Origin of the sequence: Parabacteroides johnsonii DSM 18315, assembly GCF_025151045.1 — a bacterium.
GTDB classification, from domain to species: domain Bacteria; phylum Bacteroidota; class Bacteroidia; order Bacteroidales; family Tannerellaceae; genus Parabacteroides; species Parabacteroides johnsonii.
In genome coordinates this window covers 931,407-952,372 of sequence record NZ_CP102285.1, presented here as the reverse complement: position 1 = coordinate 952,372, position 20,966 = coordinate 931,407, and the positions used below count along the sequence as shown (strand labels likewise).

14 protein-coding genes are annotated in these 20,966 nt (G+C 43.6%); 10 read left to right on the top strand and 4 right to left on the bottom strand.

Features of this window, described 5'->3' with window-relative positions:
• Positions 1–275 precede the first annotated feature (275 nt).
• The 4 genes from NQ564_RS04010 to NQ564_RS03995 all read right to left on the bottom strand — a co-directional run bounded on the left by NQ564_RS04010 (position 276) and on the right by NQ564_RS03995 (position 7,773).
• The gene (locus NQ564_RS04010; RefSeq protein ID WP_008147646.1) at positions 276–1,265 is read right to left on the bottom strand and encodes a FecR family protein; all 990 of its coding nucleotides are present in this window, start codon (positions 1,263–1,265) and stop codon (positions 276–278) included.
• A gap of 54 nt (positions 1,266–1,319) precedes the next feature.
• On the bottom strand, positions 1,320–1,910 hold the full coding sequence (locus NQ564_RS04005) for an RNA polymerase sigma factor (RefSeq protein ID WP_008147644.1): 591 nt from the start codon (positions 1,908–1,910) through the stop codon (positions 1,320–1,322).
• A gap of 65 nt (positions 1,911–1,975) precedes the next feature.
• On the bottom strand, positions 1,976–5,722 hold the full coding sequence (locus NQ564_RS04000; RefSeq protein WP_204246130.1) for a beta-galactosidase small subunit-related protein: 3,747 nt from the start codon (positions 5,720–5,722) through the stop codon (positions 1,976–1,978).
• Between the two features lie 98 nt (positions 5,723–5,820).
• A complete protein-coding gene (locus tag NQ564_RS03995) occupies positions 5,821–7,773 on the bottom strand; it encodes an alpha-L-arabinofuranosidase C-terminal domain-containing protein (protein ID WP_008147640.1) in 1,953 nt (650 codons plus the stop codon).
• Positions 7,774–7,962: 189 nt separating this feature from the next.
• Between NQ564_RS03995 and NQ564_RS03990 the strand changes: the two genes are divergently transcribed.
• From NQ564_RS03990 to NQ564_RS03945, 10 genes are all read left to right on the top strand, one after another.
• Entirely contained in the window at positions 7,963–9,042 is a 1,080-nt protein-coding gene (locus NQ564_RS03990; protein WP_008147637.1) for an aldose epimerase family protein, read from the top strand.
• Positions 9,043–9,092: 50 nt separating this feature from the next.
• The gene (locus tag NQ564_RS03985; RefSeq protein WP_087375495.1) at positions 9,093–10,376 is read left to right on the top strand and encodes an MFS transporter; all 1,284 of its coding nucleotides are present in this window, start codon (positions 9,093–9,095) and stop codon (positions 10,374–10,376) included.
• Positions 10,377–10,476: 100 nt separating this feature from the next.
• The gene (galK, locus tag NQ564_RS03980) at positions 10,477–11,622 is read left to right on the top strand and encodes a galactokinase (protein WP_021862415.1); all 1,146 of its coding nucleotides are present in this window, start codon (positions 10,477–10,479) and stop codon (positions 11,620–11,622) included.
• A gap of 27 nt (positions 11,623–11,649) precedes the next feature.
• Positions 11,650–12,342 carry an NUDIX hydrolase gene (locus NQ564_RS03975; protein WP_008147630.1) on the top strand — a complete coding sequence of 231 codons (693 nt, stop codon included), beginning with the start codon at positions 11,650–11,652 and terminating at the stop codon, positions 12,340–12,342.
• Between the two features lie 226 nt (positions 12,343–12,568).
• Complete coding sequence (locus NQ564_RS03970; RefSeq protein ID WP_008147626.1) at positions 12,569–13,255, top strand: L-ribulose-5-phosphate 4-epimerase; 687 nt, start codon at positions 12,569–12,571, stop codon at positions 13,253–13,255.
• A gap of 34 nt (positions 13,256–13,289) precedes the next feature.
• The gene (gene araA, locus NQ564_RS03965) at positions 13,290–14,801 is read left to right on the top strand and encodes an L-arabinose isomerase (RefSeq protein ID WP_008147625.1); all 1,512 of its coding nucleotides are present in this window, start codon (positions 13,290–13,292) and stop codon (positions 14,799–14,801) included.
• A 3-nt stretch (positions 14,802–14,804) separates the two neighbouring features.
• Positions 14,805–16,484, top strand: coding sequence for a ribulokinase (locus NQ564_RS03960; protein ID WP_008147623.1), 1,680 nt, complete (start codon positions 14,805–14,807; stop codon positions 16,482–16,484).
• A 58-nt stretch (positions 16,485–16,542) separates the two neighbouring features.
• A complete protein-coding gene (locus tag NQ564_RS03955) occupies positions 16,543–18,570 on the top strand; it encodes a transketolase family protein (protein ID WP_008147622.1) in 2,028 nt (675 codons plus the stop codon).
• Between the two features lie 98 nt (positions 18,571–18,668).
• Positions 18,669–19,100 (top strand): ribose 5-phosphate isomerase B, encoded by a 432-nt coding sequence (rpiB, locus tag NQ564_RS03950; RefSeq protein ID WP_008147620.1) that lies wholly within the window; start codon positions 18,669–18,671, stop codon positions 19,098–19,100.
• Positions 19,101–19,199: 99 nt separating this feature from the next.
• Positions 19,200–20,876 carry a sodium:solute symporter gene (locus NQ564_RS03945; RefSeq protein ID WP_008158411.1) on the top strand — a complete coding sequence of 559 codons (1,677 nt, stop codon included), beginning with the start codon at positions 19,200–19,202 and terminating at the stop codon, positions 20,874–20,876.
• Positions 20,877–20,966: the final 90 nt, after the last annotated feature.

Here is a 20,966-nt window from a genome sequence, read left to right as displayed (position 1 = left end):
AAAAGGCCTCGCCTTTTTAGGCATTGATATTTTTTTTGCATATATTTGAAACTGTTTTTAAGTATTAGAAATTAATTTGAATTTCAGTACAATCCGATAACCGGAGATGTGGGGCATTTCCGGTTATTTTTTTAAGTCATATTTACCATAAGCATTCTATTTAAGTTCAACAATGATATCATCCTTCAAAATAGGAAGAAGATATCGTTTCCAATCTCCATATATATAATAGACACATATAAAGGAAAAAAGGATGAGCCTTATCACGACTTTTTTTATTTTTTCATCGAAACATGTATTTTTCCATCCTGATCTGTAAAACGAACTGGAGAGATTTTTTCCAACTCTTCCAATATCTGATGAATCTGCTTTTTTGAAGATGCCAATGTATAACTATAGTGGTAAGTAGACAGATCGTCAATGACAAATTCCACATCATACCAGCGTGATAATACCTCAATCACCTCTTCCAACGGAGTATTATCAAAAACAATCTGATTTTTTCTCCAAGCCAAATTATTAACTAAATTTTCAGGACTAGAAATCTTGCAAGTATTTGTCTTCCGATTATAAATAGCTTGATCTCCTGGATTCAAATGAGCAATCTGCTGAGAAAAAGAGGAGATCGATACACGACCAGTTTCCAACATCACATATATTTCTGAATCTTCCGGATAAGCCTTCACATCAAATGTAGTTCCCAATACTTTGACATCTAAATCACCCAAACTCACAATAAACGAACGTTTCCTGTTTGGAGAAACTTCAAAAAAAGCTTCGCCTTCCAAATAAACTTTTCTTTCCGATAACCCAAACTTTCGAGGATACTTAATTCGACTTTCTGAATTTATATAAGCTTTTGTTCCATCTTGAAAAACAATCAATGTACGTTCTCCTTTAGGAACATATACCTCTTCCACATCAGAATTACCCAACAAATCAATATTCCTATCAAGATACCATAATTGTCCGACAAATAACACAAATGGGATCAAAATAGCGGCCACACGAAACAAAGTGCGTCTACGACGCTGCCAACGAACCATTGACATAATCCGATCATACATTTCTTCAGACGGTATTTGCACATCTATATAATGTTCTTCCGTTCCTGGTAAAACATTTTTTTCATCTTCCATAATCAGATTCTCCAAATAGGTACGTCCTTCCGATGTGGTAAACCAACGAATGACTTCTTTTGCTTCTTCTTTAGAAGCCGCATTTCTAAGTACTTTGTCTATAGTATGTTTATCAGGCATTTTCATCTTTTATCAGATTGTTTTTATTAATAGACACATAAAAATGAAATTAGTATGATTTCAAGATAACCAAAATGAGTAAATCATAAACAATAATTTATTAAAATGCTCACGTAACATTTTAACAGCCTGTGCATAATGAGTCTTAACAGTCGGGACTGATATTCCCATTTTATTGGCAATTTCCAAATTCGATAAATTACCTCTTAGCTTATACAAGCATACCTGCTTTTTTTGTTCCGGCAAACCATTTATTGCCCGGTAGAGTTGTTCCTCTATCTCCTTTTTCTCTATATTATCCAACAAATCATCTTCATACTCCACTTTCTCCTGAGCTAATTCATAGTTTTTTTCCATAGCCATATAGTTATTACGAATCTCATTTAATAAATGATTTTTCAGCATAGTATATAAATAATTCCTTAAATTCATATTTATAATTAATACAGAACGAGACTCCCACAACCTATAAAAAATCTGTTGCACAGAATCCTTTGCCGAACAATCATTCTTTAGATATTTATAAGCCACAACATACAATAATTTATGATAGCGCTGATAAATAATCGTGAATGCCTGCTCGTCACCCTTGCCCAACAAGGCTAACAAATATTCATCTGAAAAACAATCACAAGATCCAGATCCTCCCATAAAAACAGGTTTCTTATGCAAACTAAAAAATATAATTACATTCTGCAAGTTGAATACATCCAGTACTACAAACCAACTAATCGTATCTTCATTTTACGTTCATACAATCGAGGCATAACACGGTATGAATTCAAAATTGATCGAGCGGTACAACCAACTCCCGATGTTGCATAATCAAGATTCAATGTCGTACCATCTTGTTCTTGTAACTGATATGTATATACCGCTTTTGTCAAGTTATCCGTAGAATAAGGATATGCGTTAAAATTAAACCATTGATCCATACTAAACTCCAACCCCATTCCCTGACAATCCGTCATCCGTAACCAACGATTATCAGTTCGAAGACCATAATCTTGTGGCAATAAATAAGGCTCATACATTTTTTTCACTGTAGTTGAATAAACTCCGATTTTATAGCCGGTTTTTCGATCTGGATAGTTTTCCTGAGGACCACGCCCATACCATTCCACCCGATCTAAACATTTATCTAATATCATAGTCAAACCTATACGAGGTAACCATAATGGCATACAACCTTGAGGTAATGCAGAATGCTTTAATGTTAGCTCACCATCTGGAGATATCATAAAAACATAACGATTCTCAAAGCCATTAATTACACTACCACTTATATACAAATCACGCTGGCTGACAGATATATCTCCCATAATAGTCATATCCCGAACATAAACATAAACATTTCCAGCTTGCTCAAAAGCTTGTACAGACATAGGATGTGATACTAACTTATCAATACCCAAAGAATAAAATTCTGTAGCGACCTGATAACCATAACCTTCTTGCCAGTTCATTGTTCGAGCATTCCTCGCATTCCATCCATCCACCTCATTAGCCAAGGGGGCACGCCAAAGATTGAATTTCAGAGGAGATTTCAATAATTCCTTTCCCTTTAGAACGATAGAAGACAACGCTCCACTCTTCTTACAAAAAGTATAAGAGAAATCCTTTCCTTTAACAATTATAAGCTGATCTGTTTCGTAATTAACAAGTGAATCTTTTTTCTTTTTTTCCTCGCATAGTTGTTTAAACCATGGTAATTCCAACTGATCCCAAGCTACTTCATGACCAGCAGAAGCCCATATTTCATCATTCTTTAAAACTGAACTGATCGTAATCCTATATTCTTTTCCAGGAATAATCATAGGCTTGTGATAAGGTATTCTTACCTGTTTCTTTGTCAATGGGGCTACTTGCAAGTCTATTATTCCTTCTTCTATCACATCTCCATCAGCTTCAAGGAACCAACGAGTTTGGTAATGTGAAGCATCCAAAAAATGATTCCGGTTCCACACCTCTACCCAACCTTGTTCTGCATCAATTAAAGAGATAGACAAGGGTTGTACACTTTTTTTCATTTGCCACATTTCCGGTTGAACTTTTCGATTTGGCCAAATACAACCATAAGTACGAGCACCTATACCATAACTAAAGAAAGAACCACAATCAATTAAATTTTCAAAATCAAGCCAAAGCACAGCTTTCGTCTTATCATAACAGTCCGGGGAAACTGCTTCAGTAAAAATTCCTACATTATCTATCTGCGCATCACAAATATACACATTTGTTTCCTGACCATGTATTTCTCCATTACGACCTATATTTACCGGGAATGGAAAATTTTTAATTTTACCCGTTGCAGACGAAGTCCCAATTTTCTTTCCATCAATATATACAGCCATTTCTCGACCGTCATAAACACCACACAACTTATGCCAATTGTATTCCCAATCAGTTGGTAAAGGAATCCTCAATATATGGTGTTTATCGGTATATATATAGAAATCAAGCGAATCTTTACCCCTTTGCTGTAACCCAAATTGATAACTACCTTTTGTAAGAAAAGAGCCACAACTGCTAATTAATTTTCGAGGATAGACATCCATTGTTAAAGTCAATTCATTACTTTCAATCTCAACATTCGACTGTCTATATACTTCAACCCATTGATCATGCCCGTTAAGATCAAGAGCATTACCGTCAACAGCTTTTACCAATTGAGTATTACCCATCAAATGAACAGGAGTTGAAAAAAGGGATTTATCTTCTATTTTCCGAATACGTTCCGTCAATCCAGGACTGACAAAATCCCATATCGCCCCCCCCATCAGACGAGGATGCGCATAAACCACTCGCCAATAATCATCCAAGCCACCACCACCATTACCTGCTACCGAGAGATATTCATCCATAAACGAAGGTCGTCTGTCATTTTTATCTGGTATAATCCCAGTCTGCATTTCCAATTCAATAGGAAGCGGATAGCGCGGGCCAATAATTTCTTCAGCAGGATGAGCATACGCATTTCCTCCATACATCCAATAGCGAGTATGATCATATTTACGTCCTTCTTTAATAGCTTCTGTAATATTAAATCCTTCACCGCTCTCATTCCCTGCACTCCAGAAAAGAACACAAGGATAGTTTCGGTCACGCAACACCATTTGTCTCACACGTTCACGGTACATTTCTGTATATTCTTTCTGTTTAGAGACAAACTCTGTAGCATGCGATTCTGTCCCGGCTTCATCTATAACAAACAGGCCATATTCATTTGCAAGTTCCAAATAACGGCTTACCGGAGGATAGTGTGATGTACGTACTGCATTAAAATTAAACTGCTTCAATATTTCAAAATCTTTACGAATTGTTTCTTCATTCATCACATGTCCTAATTCAGGATGCTGCATATGTGAATTTTGCGCATTTACTTTAAGCGGCACACCATTCAAATAAAATGTTTCTCCTCGGATTTCGGTTTCCTTAAACCCTATTTTTGTCCGAATAATATCAGTAGTTTTCCCCCCTGCGGTCTGCAATTTCATTTCCAACGTATAAAGATTAGGTGTTTCGGAGGTCCATTTCTTAGGTTGGGTTATCTGCTCTGAAAATATTACCTGCTTTCTCCTCTCTCTATTCATCACAAAAGGATCACTTATCATTTCTTTCACCAATTTACGATTGGCATCCAACAAATTAGCTTTAATACGATATTTTTCAGATAAAGTAGTTGTGTATTTTTTCACATCAATAGCAAGGTGCAATACAGCATTAGTATAGTTATCATCTAAATCAGTTACAACATACCAATCGAACAGACGTACAGAAGGAGTGGCATAAATCCATACATCATCGAATATTCCAGCCAAACGCCAATAATCTTGTCCTTCAAGATAGTATCCATCAGAATATTTAACTACATGAACAGCAATTGTATTCTTACCCTGACGCAAATATTTGGTAATATTATATTCCGCAGGTTCTTGTGCACCTTCGTTATAACCAACTTCTTCACCATTGATCCAAACAAAAGAGGCGGAAGCTACTTTTTCCATTCGTAAAAAGACCTGATCACCTTTCCAAGAAGAAGGTAATGTAAATGTACGACGATATGCTCCAGTAGGATTATACTCACGAGGGACGAAAGGGGGATTCGCTTTAAAAGGTGCTTGGACATTACGAAATAATCGATCTCCATAACCTTCCATTTCCCAATTAGACGGAACTTTAATTTTCTCCCAATCCCAATCGTTATAGTTTATTTTGTAAAAGTCAGCAGGTATATTCTCAGGTACATCACTATATAAAAACTTCCATTCTCCATTAAGAGACAGATGTTTTTGGGGAATATGATAAGATCTTCCTTCTTCTTGATTCAATTCAAAAACAGACGTATTCTCTATAAAGTCATACAAATTATCCAAATAATTCACTCCTTGAGAATAAACAGAAGCAGCACACGTCAATCCCAAAAACACATTTATTATACGAAACACATTAGGTAACTTCATTTCCATTAGAATTTAAAACCTTCACTTACAAAATTATGAATTATTCTCATTTTGCAGGTCTTGATGTAGGGAAAAACACTTTCGATACATCATTCATTTCATAATTTGATACGATAAACAGAGAAACTAAGCGGTTTCAAGTTCACATCCATTTGCGGAGCCTCCATCTCGATATCGGAAACGACCGGGACTACCGCCGAAGGATTGCACAACGTGTTTTTGGCTTCCAGGTCGGAAGAATGGAGCAATGTAAGCATCCCTTTATGCTTACCGGCCGAAAGACCGTTCAAGTTCAACTTGATCCTCTTGTTACAGATTCCCGTATTGGCGACTTTGATGATTAGTTCGTTCGAATGCTTATCGACTGCCGCAGTGGCATACAAATCCTGCTGTCCGGTGACCGGTTCGTCCTGCATGGTCAGCGGAACGACATTTGTACCGGCATTATGACCGTATAGCTGCTGCACATAATAGTTAGGAGTCTTTACCAACGAAAGGTTGTCGAACCAGATCAGATCCGGACGCCACTGCCAAGCGTCTACATGAGCAAAAAGCGGGGCATACGTGCATAAGTGCACCACATCCGCATTCCGTTCAAAACCTGTCATAAAGGCGGCTTCGCACAAGGCGGTCAGGAAACTGTTCTCGCGATTGGCCGGATGGCAGGCATATTCGCCGGCAAAAACTTTCGGTCCTTGGCGGTCATACGAATCATAGCGCTTGGCTCCGTTCAAGAACCATTCGGGAGACCGGTAGAAATGTTCGTCCACCAAATCCACTTTCAGACGCTTCATCTCCGGCCAAAGGAAATTGAAATCCTCGCCTTCCGATTGCGGACCGGAACTACCGATGATTTTTATCTCCGGATATCTGGCACGGATCGCCTTGATAAACGGTTCGAGACGTTCGGGATAAAGCGGCCCCCACTGTTCGTTGCCGATGGCAATGAGTTTCAGGTTGAAAGGAGCCGGATGTCCCATATCGGCACGTATCTTTCCCCATTTGCTGGTTACCGGACCGTTGGCAAACTCGATCAGGTCGAGGGCATCGTCTATATAAGGTTGCAACTTGTCCACCGGGCAATTCTCGTTCGGATCCTGGTTCTCATACTGACAAGAAAGGCCGCAATTCAACACGGGAAGCGGTTCTGCCCCGATATCTTCGCTCAACTGGAAATATTCGAAAAAGCCCAGGCCGTAAGACTGGTAATAATCCGGGAATTTCTTATGTGAGAATGTATAGTTCCAACGGTTGATGTTGATCGGACGATTCTCGACCGGACCGATCGTGTTTTTCCACTGGTAACGAGTAGCTTTGTTCGTACCCTCCACGATGCAACCGCCGGGAAAGCGGAAGACACCCGGTTTCAGATCTTTCAATGCCTGTGCCAAATCGGCACGCATACCGTTCGGACGGTTATTGAATGTCTTTTGCGGAAACAGTGAAATGTGTTCGAGATCGACAGTTCCTTTCGTCGCCATCGTGATACGCAGACGGGAACGGGCCTCCGTCACTCCCGGTGTCAGGACAACCGTATATTTCTTCCATTCCTTGCCACTCACCTCGATCTCTTTTTGTTCGTACAGGTCGTTCCGGCTGTCCACCAAGTTGATACGCAACTTAACCGGCATACCGGACTGGGTACGGGCATATAAAGAGAAGTCGTACTTCTCCCCTTCCCGGATACCGATTCCTTTGAAGCCTTCATTGTCAAGGCCGGTTCCGGTCAGTTCCTTTTCATAAGAAAGGCGGACATAATGCGGGTTACGATCAAAACAAGGATTCTTGGTCTGTACACTGACATTTCCGAACGGCATCCAGCCTCCGAAAGGGTTTTCAAACTCGAAAGAACGGTTCTTGATAAGTTCGGCATACAGGCCTCCATCGGCACCGAAATTGATATCTTCAAAAAAGATCCCGTACATGGTCGACTGGATAGGTGCACCTGTTTTCTGTACATCTATTTTAAACTCATTACTTTGTGCCATTAAACCGACAGCACCCATGCTAAATAGACATAGGGAAATGGCTTTTTTCATACTTTTTGTCATAGGTATGTGTTTTTCCGTGAATACAAAGATTATTTAGTCGCAAATATACACTAATAATTTCGATAGAAGGGAGACAAATCATTCATTTTAGCAGACAAAAAGCCGTTTTATGCTATAAAACATCTTTAAAGTAGTACATGAATACAAAGAAGAGAGTAATTTTACACACAATTTTGAAACTATATTTACATGAAGAACGAAAGCACGCTGTCTGGCTTGACTGTAGCTAATTTCAGCAAGCAAATAGATGGCAAGGAGACGATGCTGTGCATCCTTACAAATAACAAAGGAGCAGAACTTACCATTACCAACTACGGTGCAAAAATTGTATCGCTTATGGTACCGGATCGGTCCGGAAAGTTAACCGATGTAGTGACAGGACACAATTCTATAGACGAATACCTGGTATCCGAAGAACCTTATTTCGGAGCTATTTGCGGACGATATGGCAACCGTATCGCAGGTGGAAAATTCACATTGGATGGTGTTGTGTACGATAAATTGGCTATCAACAACGGGCCGAACAGCCTGCATGGAGGTTTGAAAGGCTTCAATTCCGTAGTCTGGGATCTGAACAAGATCGACGGCCAGACGGTAGAGCTGAAATATACGTCTGCCGATGGTGAAGAAGGTTTCCCCGGAAAACTGGATACAACGGTTACTTATCATCTTTCCGATGACAATGAGGTCGTAATCATGTACCATGCGGTAACAGACAAACCGACCGTCCTGAACCTGACCAATCACTCCTACTTCAACCTCTCCGGCCAGGGTGATCCTTCTGTATATGATCACAAACTGACAATCAATGCGGATTACTATCTGCCGACCGACGAGACGGCTATTCCTTACGGTCCGAAGGAAAAAGTGGAAGGAACCCCGATGGATTTCCGCACTCCACACGAAGTAGGCGAACGTATCGATGAAGATTTCGAAGCACTGAATTTCGGAAAAGGTTATGACCATACATATATATTAAACAAAAAAGAAGAAAACGAACTGTCGTTCTGCGCCCGTTGCGTATCACCCAAAACCGGCATCGTAATGGAATGCTACACGACACAGCCGGGCGTACAATTATACACAGGCAACTGGATGACGGGCAATTTTGTCGGCAAGAACGGACAACGCTATCCGGCACGTGCCGCCCTCTGTCTGGAAACACAGCATTATCCCGATAGCCCGAACAAACCGGAATATCCGTCTACCGTCCTGCGGCCGGGCGAAACATTCCAAAGCAAGACAATCTACAAATTCACAGTAGAATAAAGCCTATTCAATCGATCTAAATAATTAATAATCTAAATATCTAAAAAGAAATGGAGTCAACTAAACAAAAAAATTATGTATTACCTATAGCGATGATGTTCGCATTGTTCGCTATGATCTCTTTCGTTACAGGTCTGCCTCAACCTTTCGGGGCTATTGTTCAAAATGAATTCGGAGCATCCAATTTTGAGGCTACTTTAGGCTTCTTTGCAAACTTTATCGCATATGCTTTCATGGGTATTCCGGCAGGTATGCTTTTACAGAAGATCGGCTATAAGAAAACAGCACTGATCGCAATCGTAGTCGGTTTTGTAGGTGTCGGCATTCAAGTTCTTTCCTCTAAAATGGGATTTGCCACTTATGTTGCTGGTGCATTTGTTTCCGGTTTCTCCATGTGTATGTTGAATACAGTCGTAAACCCGATGTTGAATACATTAGGTGGTGGCGGTAAGAAAGGTAATCAGTTAATCCAGATGGGTGGTTCGTTGAACTCGGTATCAGCTACCATCGTTCCGGTTTTGGTCGGTTATCTGATGGGAACCGTCGTTGAAGAACGTACAATCGCTAAAGCATTACCGGCTCTGTACATTGCAATGGCCATCTTTGCCGTGGCATTCCTGGTATTATTCATCATGAATATCCCGGAACCAAGTCTGGCAAAAGCAAACAACAATGCAAAAAACGAACACAGCCCGCTTGCATTCCGCCACTTCAAATTAGGTGCATTAGCTATCTTCGTATATGTTGGTATTGAGGTCGGTATTCCTCACTTCGCAGGTCTGTTCATGATGACACCCGAAGCCGGAGGAGGTCTGGCAATCGACTCAACAATTGCCGGTTCGGTAGTCGGCACCTATTGGTTCCTGATGTTAATCGGACGTCTGGTTGGTGCTTCTTTAGGAGGTAAATTCACAAGTAAGGCTATGCTTACAGTAGCATCGGGTGTCGGTATCCTGTTCATTATCCTTGCCTTTATCTGTCCGATCACTACAATGGTTAGTATGCCGGTATTCAAAAGTGATATTTCATTCGGTGTAGCACAAGTTCCTATCAGCATCATGTTTATGGCGCTTTGCGGTCTTTGTACTTCTATTATGTGGGGGGGTATCTTTAACTTGGCTGTCGAAGGTCTGGGTAAATATACGGAAGCAGCTTCTGGTATCTTCATGGTATTGGTTTGCGGTGGTGGTATTTTACCGCTGATTCAGGGTCAAATCGCTGACATGTCCGGATTTATGACCAGCTATGTAGTTATTCTGATCGCGCTGGCTTATCTGTTGTTCTATGCTTTGGTTGGTTGCAAGAACGTAAACAAGAATATCCCGGTTGAATAAAAAACAAGTGTAACTATATGATTGAAGAAATTATCTAACTATATTTGTAGTCGGATAATTTCTTCAATTGTTTAATAACCTAATTAAAAACAAATCTATCATGAGACAAAAAATCAGAAATAAATTTCAGGAGTTATTCTCAATAGAAGGTAGCGTATATGCATCTCCAGGCCGTATTAACCTGATTGGCGAACATACCGATTATAACGGCGGTTTCGTATTTCCAGGGGCTATCGACAAAGGCATGATTGCCGAAATCAGACCGAACGGAACAGGTAAAGTCCGTGCTTTCTCTGTTGACCTGAACGACTACGCCGAATTCGGTCTGAACGAAGAAGACGCTCCGAAAGCAAGCTGGGCAAGGTATATTTTCGGTGTTTGCCGCGAAACCATCAAACGTGGCGGACAGATCCAAGGATTCGATACCGTGTTTGCAGGTGATGTACCTCTGGGTGCAGGTATGTCCTCTTCTGCTGCATTGGAAAGTACTTATGCATTTGCTCTAAATGACTTGTTCTCTCTGAACATCGATAAATTTGAATTAGCTAAGATCGGCCAGTCTACGGAGCATAACTATTGTGGTGTAAACTGCGGTATTATGGACCAGTTCGCTTCCGTATTCGGAAAAGAAGGCAGTTTGATCCGCCTGGATTGCCGTTCACTCGAATATAAATATTTCCCATTCCATCCGGTCGGTTACAAATTGGTTTTGCTGGATTCAGTCGTTAAGCACGAACTGGCATCTTCGGCTTACAACAAACGTCGCCAGTCTTGCGAAAGCGCCGCCGCCGCAATCCGCCGCAATCATCCGGAAGTCGAATTCCTGCGTGATGCGACAATGGATATGCTGAACGAAGTTAAAGGCGACATTAGTGCTGAAGATTATATGCGTGCCGAATATGTGATCGAAGAAGTACAACGCGTACTCGACGTTTGCGACGCTTTAGAAAAAGACGACTATGAAACCGTAGGCAAGAAGATGTACGAAACACATCACGGCATGAGCAAATTGTACGAAGTCAGCTGCGAAGAATTGGACTTTCTGAACGATGTTGCCAAGAAATGCGGTGTAACCGGTTCACGTGTAATGGGTGGAGGCTTCGGCGGTTGTACAATCAACCTGGTGAAAGAAGAAAAATACGATGCATTCGTAAAAGAAGCATTCGAATCTTACACTGCTAAATTCGGTCACGAACCTAAGTTGTATAATGTAGTAATCAGCGACGGCGCACGCAAACTCGCATAATAAATTAATTATAATTCCATAAAAATCATGACAGCCGCTTTTTATCAGAACGAAACCAAATTTTACGTTGCAGTAGATTGTATCATACTCGGATTCGATCAAAAAGAGCTCAATGTTTTACTTTATAAACGTAAATTTGAACCCATGATGGGACAATGGTCTCTGATGGGCGGTTTTATCAAAGCAGGTGAAAGTATCGAGGAAGCCGCGTCACGCGTGCTCACCGACTGTACCGGCATCGATAATCTTTTTATGGAACAGGTAGGTGCTTACGGAGATGTTACCCGCGACCTTGGAGAGCGGGTGATCTCCGTAGCATACTATTCACTCATCAATATGAACGATTTCAGTGCCGAGACACTGGAAGAACACAATGCGGTCTGGACCAAGATCAGCGAGATCCCGCAACTTATTTTCGACCATAACAAAATGATCACCGATACATTGGCCCGCCTCCGTCGGAAAGCGGCTACCCGCCCGGTCGGATTCAATCTTCTTCCCGAAAAATTCACGTTACCGCAATTACAAAGCCTGTATGAAGCGATCTACCAGACCCAACTGGACAAGCGTAACTTCCGCAAAAAACTGAATGCGATGGATATTCTGGAAAAGTTGGATGAAAAGGACAAGAAAGGTTCCAAAAGAGGGGCTTTCTATTATATGTTCAACAAAGAAAAATACGATCATCTACTGGAACAAGGGTTCTATTTTTCCTTATAGGAAAAGATATCGGATATTTTTTCAGTTCCATTCAGATGAAACTATAATTCCACGGGCATGGAACAGACATCTTATGACCATGAAACTGAAATTCCATGCCGGAGGAATAAAAGCAAAAACAAAGGTAGCTATGTTGTAGAACATAGCTTTTTTTGTACACCCACTACACTAAAGTGTTACTTTTACACCCGAACACATACAAACCACAAATAAACAAGTAATAAGTATGGTTGAAGAGTTAAAAGAAAAGGTTTTTAAAGCCAATCTGGATTTGGTAAAACACGGATTGGTCATTTTTACCTGGGGAAACGTAAGTGCCATAGACCGAAAAAAAGGCCTGATCGTAATCAAACCTTCCGGAGTTTCTTACGAAACAATGAAAACCAGCGACATGGTGGTGCTCGACTTGGACGGGAATGTTATGGAAGGTAACCTCAAACCGTCATCAGATACTCCTACCCACTTGGTCCTGTACAAGGCATTCCCGGAAATCGGGGGAATTGTACACACACACTCTACATATGCAACATCTTGGGCGCAGGCCGGATGCGACATCCCGAATATCGGTACGACACATGCCGATTATTTCAGTGATGCGATACCCTGTACCCGCCCGATGACGAAGGAAGAAATTGAAGGTGATTATGAGAAAGAGACCGGCAATGTGATCGTCGAACGCTTTAAAGAACTGAATCCGGTACACATTCCGGGAGTCCTAGTGGGAAATCACGGTCCATTCGCATGGGGTAAGGATGCGGCAGGAGCTGTCTACAACGCAGTCGTAATGGAACAGGTGGCCAAGATGGCGTATATCTCGTACGGCATCAATCCCCAATTGACCATGAACAAATATCTTATCACAAAACATTTCGAGCGCAAACACGGCCCAAATGCTTATTACGGACAAAAATAAAAAATAAATAACATAACAATTAAATCAATAAACCATGACAAATTTTAAAGATCTTGAAGTATGGTTCGTAACGGGAGCACAGCTTCTGTACGGAGGCGATGCGGTAATCCAGGTGGACGCTCATTCCAATGAAATGGTAAAAGGATTAAACGAATCCGGGAACTTGCCTGTAAACGTAGTCTACAAAGGGACTGTCAACTCAGCAAAAGAGGTAACGGCTGCATTTAAAGCCGCTAACAACGATGACAAATGTATCGGTGTTATAACCTGGATGCACACCTTCTCTCCAGCCAAAATGTGGATCCACGGTCTGCAGGAATTGAAAAAACCATTGCTTCATTTCCATACCCAGTTTAACAAAGAGATACCTTGGGAAACGATGGATATGGACTTTATGAACCTGAACCAGTCCGCTCACGGAGACCGCGAATTCGGCCATATGGTGAGCCGGATGCGTAAAAACCGTAAAGTCGTGGTAGGACATTGGCAAGACCCGAAAGCACAAGCCAAGATCGCAGTCTGGATGCGCGTAGCAGCAGCCTGGGCCGATGCACAGGACATGCTGATCATCCGTTTCGGCGACCAGATGAATAATGTAGCCGTTACAGACGGTGACAAGGTGGAAGCCGAGCTGAAATTGGGCTACCATGTCGATTACTGTCCGGTAAATGACCTAATGGAATACTACGACACGGTAGAAGACAAAGACATAGAGGAACTTGTCGGACAATATTTCGCCGAGTACGATCATGTGCCCGAACTGGAAGATAAAAAGACGGAAGCCTACACAAAAGTATGGAACTCGGCAAAAGCCGAAATCGCCATCCGCCGTATCCTGAAAGACAAAGGGGCAAAAGCCTTTACAACCAATTTTGACGACCTTGGCAATTTCGACCAGATTCCGGGCCTGGCATCACAACGCCTGATGGCGGAAGGCTATGGCTTCGGCGCCGAAGGAGACTGGAAAACAGCAGCCCTATACCGCACCATGTGGTTCATGAGCCAGGGAATGCCGAATGGTTGCTCCTTCCTCGAAGATTACACTTTGAATTTCGATGGCGAAAAGAGTGCAATCCTCCAGGCACATATGCTGGAAGTTTGCCCCCTGATCTCCGAACATAAGCCAAAGCTGGAGGTACACCGTTTGAGCATCGGTATAGACAGTGAAACAGCCCGCCTCGTATTCACCAGCAAACCGGGTGAAGGCGTTGCTGCCACAATCGTCGACATGGGAAACCGTTTCCGCCTGATCGTGAACAAAGTGGATTGCATCAAAAGCAAGCCGCTGCCCAACCTTCCAGTTGCCAGCGCACTCTGGATTCCACAACCGAACTTGGAGATCGGTGCTGCTGCCTGGATACTGGCCGGAGGAACCCATCATACGAGTTTTTCCTACGACCTGACAGTGGAATATATGGAAGACTATGCCGATATCGCCGGTATCGAACTGGTGGTGATCGATAAGGATACGACCATTTCCAGCTTCAAGAAAGAATTGCAGTACAACGATTTGTATTACATGTTGAACCGAGCATTACAGGCTTAAGTCATGGCAAACGAAAAGTATGTTATAGGCCTGGACTACGGTAGCGACTCCTGTCGCGCCGTAGTCGTAGATGCTGCAACAGGTCACGAAATAGCTTCAGCTGTCAAGTACTATTCCCGCTGGATGGAAGGGAAATACTGCGATCCCACAAAAAACCAGTACCGCCAGCATCCGTTGGATTACATAGAAGGGTTGGAAGCCACAGTAAAGGATGCACTCGCACAATGCCCTGACGGGACAGCCCCGAACGTGGTCGGCATTGCTTTCGATACGACCGGAAGCACGCCTGTCCTGACCGACAAGAGTGGTACTCCCCTCGCCTTATTACCCGAATATGCTGAAAACCCGAATGCGATGTTCGTCCTTTGGAAAGACCATACCGCCATCCGGGAAGCCGCCGAGATCAACGAACTAGCGAAACGCTGGGGTATCGATTACACCGCTTATGAAGGTGGCATCTACTCTTCCGAATGGGTATGGGCCAAGATGGCGCATGTCCTCCGCATAGACGACAGTGTCTGCAAGGAGGCCTATGCATGGATCGAGCATTGTGACTGGCTGCCAGCCCTTATTACCGGAAAAACCAAACCGGAAGAGGTGTACCGCAGCCGTTGTGCAGCCGGACATAAAGCCATGTGGTCGGAAAAATGGGGTGGATTGCCAACCGAAGAATTCCTGACCTCACTCGAACCGAAGTTGGCCGGTTTCCGTAGTCATCTGTTTGAGAAAACTTATACCAGCGATGTGAAAGTAGGCACATTGACGCCGGAATGGGCGGAACGCCTCGGCTTAACAACCGGCGTAGCAGTTTCAGTCGGTGCGTTCGACTGCCATATGGGAGCTGTCGGTGCCGAGATCACTCCTCGTACATTCGTGCGCGTGATCGGTACATCGACCTGCGACATTATGGTTTCATCTTACGAAGAAATGGGCGAAAAACTTGTTCCCGGCATCTGCGGCCAGGTAGACGGTTCCGTTATCCCTGGTATGATCGGATTAGAAGCCGGACAATCCGGTTTCGGCGATATTTATGCCTGGTTCAAGCGCGTATTGGCATGGCCACTTGAAAACATCTTGAGCCAGAGCACCCTAGTCGACGAAGATACAAAAGCCAGGCTGATCGAGGAAACAGCAGACAAGATCATCCCCGCCCTGTCCGAAGAAGCAGCCAAAGTGCCAGTAAACGAAAGTACAATCTTAGCAGTAGACTGGATGAACGGCCGCCGCACACCCGATGCCAGCCAACTGGTGAAAGGTACGATTACCGGCCTCAACCTGGCAAGCTCTGCTCCGCTTATCTTCCGGGCCCTGGTGGAAGCGACAGCGTTCGGCTCAAAAGCCATCGTCGATCGTTTCCTGGAAAACGGCATAAAGATCGAGAGCGTAATCGGAATCGGTGGCATTTCATTGAAATCCCCGTTCGTCATGCAGACTTTGGCAGATGTGTTGGACATGCCGATCAAAGTAGCCAAAGCAGAACAGGCTTGCGCTTTCGGAGCCTCCATGTTCGCAGCCGTAGCTGCTGGTATATATACCAAAATCGAGGATGCACAGCAGGCTATGGGACAAGGTTTTGCAAAAGAATACCAACCGAATCACGAAAATCACCTGGCGTATCTTGCTCTCTATGAGAAATATCGGAAATTAGGAAACTTTACCGAAAATGAATTGTTTCATGGATAGGATGGTCATTACGAAGAGATTGCCTATCTTTGCAAAAAAATAAAAATAATTCATCACAATGAACGATATTAATTTAATGAACAAAGCAGCGGACAACATCCGTATCCTGGCTGCGTCTATGGTAGAAAAAGCGAAATCCGGTCACCCCGGTGGTGCAATGGGTGGTGCAGACTTTGTGAACGTACTGTTTTCAGAGTTCCTCGTGTATGATCCCAAGAATCCCACATGGGAAGGCAGAGACCGCTATTTTCAGGATCCGGGACACATGTCTCCGATGCTTTATTCAGTACTCGCCCTCACAGGCAAATTCACGATCGATGAGCTGAAAGAGTTCCGCCAGTGGGGTAGCGTGACGCCGGGACATCCCGAAGTCAACGTGATGCGTGGTATAGAAAATACATCCGGTCCGTTGGGACAAGGCCACACTTACGCCGTAGGTGCTGCTATCGCCGCCAAGTTCCTGAAAGCACGCCTGGGTGACGTCATGAATCAGACGATTTATACATATATTTCCGACGGTGGCATTCAAGAAGAGATTTCCCAGGGAGCCGGACGTATTGCCGGTACGCTGGGACTGGACAATCTGATTATGTTCTACGATGCCAACAACATCCAGCTTTCCACAACCGTAGGTGAAGTAACTACAGAAAACGTAGCCATGAAATACGAAGCATGGGGTTGGAAAGTCATCACAATCAACGGAAACGATGTGACGGAAATCCGCCGGGCATTGACCGAAGCGAAAGCCGAAACATCCCGTCCTACCCTGATTATCGGCAACACGATCATGGGTAAGGGTGCCGTGGGTGCTGACAAGAGCAGCTACGAAAACAAAGTGTCCACACACGGACAACCTCTTTCAGCAGCCGGCGTCTCTATCACAGATACTATTCGGAATTTAGGAGGAAACCCAGATGATCCATTCCAGATCTTCCCCGAAGTTGCGGAACTGTATGCTAAACGTGCCAAAGAACTGGAAGTAATCGTTGCAGAACGCTATGCCGCCAAAGCAGAATGGGCGAAAGCCAATCCGGAACTGGCTGCCAAGATGGAACTGTGGTTCTCAGGTAAAGCACCTGTCATTGACTGGAAGGCTATTGAACAGAAACCGAACCAGGCAACCCGTACAGCTTCGGCAACCGTCTTAGGTCTGTTGGCAACCCAAGTGGAAAACATGATCGTTTCTTCTGCCGACCTTTCCAACTCGGACAAGACCGACGGCTTCTTGAAGAAGACACATGCATTCGTGAAAGGCGATTTCAGCGGTGCATTCCTTCAGGCTGGCGTAGCCGAGCTAACGATGGCTTGCGTATGTATTGGCATGTCACTCCACGGAGGTGTAATCGTGGCTTGCGGTACGTTCTTCGTATTCTCTGACTATATGAAACCAGCAATCCGAATGGCAGCCTTGATGGAACAGCCTGTTAAGTTCGTCTGGTCGCACGATGCTTTCCGCGTAGGCGAAGACGGACCGACACACGAACCAGTCGAACAGGAAGCGCAGATCCGTCTGATGGAAAAACTGAAGAACCACAAGGGACACAACTCCATGTTGGTACTTCGCCCGGCAGACGTGACCGAAACGACAATTGCCTGGAAGATGGCTATGGAAAACACAGCTACTCCGACAGCTTTGATTCTTTCCCGTCAGAACATCACAGACCTGCCCGCAAAGGGAAATCGTTACGACGAAGCTTTGCAGGCTGAAAAGGGTGCTTATATTGTAGAAGGTGATGAAAACCCTGATGTAATTATGGTCGCTTCCGGTTCGGAAGTCTCCACATTGGAGGAAGGAGCAGCATTGCTTCGCGCCGACGATATCAAGGTTCGCATCGTATCTGTTCCGTCTGAAGGTTTATTCCGCAGCCAGAGCAAAGAATATCAGGAGTCTGTCATTCCGACAGGAAGCAAGGTATTCGGACTTACAGCCGGCCTACCAGTCAACCTGGAAGGGTTGGTTGGTGCCAACGGCAAGGTTTGGGGACTCGAATCATTTGGTTTCTCCGCTCCGTACAAGGTACTGGATGAAAAACTTGGCTTCACGGGCCAGAACGTATACAATCAGGTAAAAGAATTATTGAACTAATAGATTTATGATTTATAATTTATGATTCATGATTTACCAACTATTCATAAATCATAAATTATAAATCATAAATCTCCAAACTCCTCTAACAGATAAATATGAAAACATTAGGTTTATGTAGTGACCACGCAGGGTACGAACTAAAAGAATTCGTAAAACAAATACTCAACTCGAAAGGGTTAACCTATAAAGATTTCGGAACCTGCTCGACAGAAAGTTGTGATTATCCCGATTACGCCCATCCGCTTGCCGAAGCTGTAGAAGCGGGCGAAGTATATCCCGGAATAGCGATCTGCGGATCTGGAAACGGAATAGCCATGACACTCAATAAACATCAGGGAATACGGGCCGCTCTATGCTGGCAGGAAGAGATAGCACGTCTCGCACGCGAGCACAACGATGCCAACGTACTTGTAATGCCCGGCAGATTTATCAGTCAAGAGGAAGCTACTCACACGGTCGAAGCCTTTCTAAACACCTCGTTCGAAGGCGGTCGACATCAGCGCAGGATTGACAAAATCCCTTTGTGAAATTAAGAATTAAAAATTATGAAGTAAAAAATGCAGGACCGTACTCCTTACTTCATAATTTTTAATTTTTAGTTCCCTAAAATCATGTAAAACACTATTATGGCAACATTAGACTTCATTGTAATAGGGCTATTCGCTTTAGCTCTAATCGGGATTATTATATGGGTACTTAAACAAAAACAAAACAACTCTGCTGACTATTTCCTTGGTGGCCGTGATGCTACCTGGCTCGCCATCGGCGCCTCCATTTTCGCGTCCAATATCGGCTCGGAACATCTTATCGGACTGGCAGGAGCAGGGGCTTCCAGCGGTATGGCGATGGCCCATTGGGAAATCCAGGGATGGATGATATTGATCCTTGGGTGGGTATTCGTTCCTTTCTATACGCGCAGTATGGTGTATACAATGCCGGAGTTTCTAGAGAGACGATATAACCCGCAATCCCGTACCATTCTTTCCTTCATCTCATTAATTAGTTATGTATTGACAAAAGTAGCCGTTACGGTTTATGCCGGCGGGTTAGTATTCCAACAAGTTTTTGGCATTAAGGAACTATGGGGAATCGACTTCTTTTGGATTGCGGCGATCGGACTGGTCTTATTAACCGCTCTTTATACGATTGTAGGAGGAATGAAATCCGTTCTTTACACATCCGTACTCCAGACCCCTATCCTACTGTTGGGTTCGCTGATTATCCTCGTGCTCGGCTTTAAAGCATTAGGTGGCTGGGACGAAATGATGACAGCCTGCAAATCCGTCGTCGTAAACGACTACGGCGATACCATGACGCAATTGATCCGTGACAACCGTGATCCGCAATATCCATGGCTCGGTGCACTGATCGGTTCTTCCATCATCGGTTTCTGGTACTGGTGTACTGACCAATACATCGTACAGCGAGTCCTTTCAGGCAAAGATATGAAACAGGCCCGCCGTGGCGCCATCTTCGGGGCATACCTAAAGCTACTTCCGGTATTCCTCTTCCTGATTCCGGGAATGATCGCTTTTGCATTGAGTAAAAACGGAGTGATTATCAATGGCGAAGTATTCAAGCTATCTATTCCGGATGCAGCCTTCCCGACACTGGTAGCGAAATTGCTTCCGGCAGGCGTGAAAGGACTTGTCGTCTGCGGTATTCTGGCAGCCCTTATGAGTTCACTGGCATCTCTGTTCAATTCGTCAGCTATGTTGTTCACAATCGACTTTTATAAACGTTTCAGACCTGAAACGCCCGAAAAGAAACTAGTTGTAATCGGCCAGATCGCAACAGTCGTAATCGTGATCCTGGGTATACTCTGGATTCCGATTATGCGCAGTGTCGGGGATGTCCTCTATAATTATCTTCAAGACGTACAATCCGTACTGTCACCAGGTATCGCCGCCGCTTTCCTGTTGGGTATTTGTTGGAAACGAACTTCCGCCCAAGGAGGCATGTGGGGGATGCTGGCTGGTATCATCATCGGTATTACCCGCCTGGGAGCCAAAGTTTATTACAGCAATGCGGTCGACGCATCCGACAACCTGTTCAAAGCCTTGTTCTATGATATGAACTGGCTGTTCTTCTGCGGATGGATGTTCCTCTTCTGCATCATCCTGACAATTGTTGTCAGCCTTTGCACAAAAGCACCCGAAGCTGGAAAAATACAAGGTCTGGTATTTGGAACAGCAACACCGGAAGAGCGGGCGGCCACACGTGCAAGCTGGAATCATTGGGATGTGATCCATTCCGTAATCATCTTGGGTATTACAGCTGCATTCTACTGGTATTTCTGGTAAGGTAGAGTCAACTGCAAGTGTAATTATAGTCATAAAAATGAAATTCATCCAAAAATCGTCATTATTAAAAGAAAAATCAATAAAGATTTG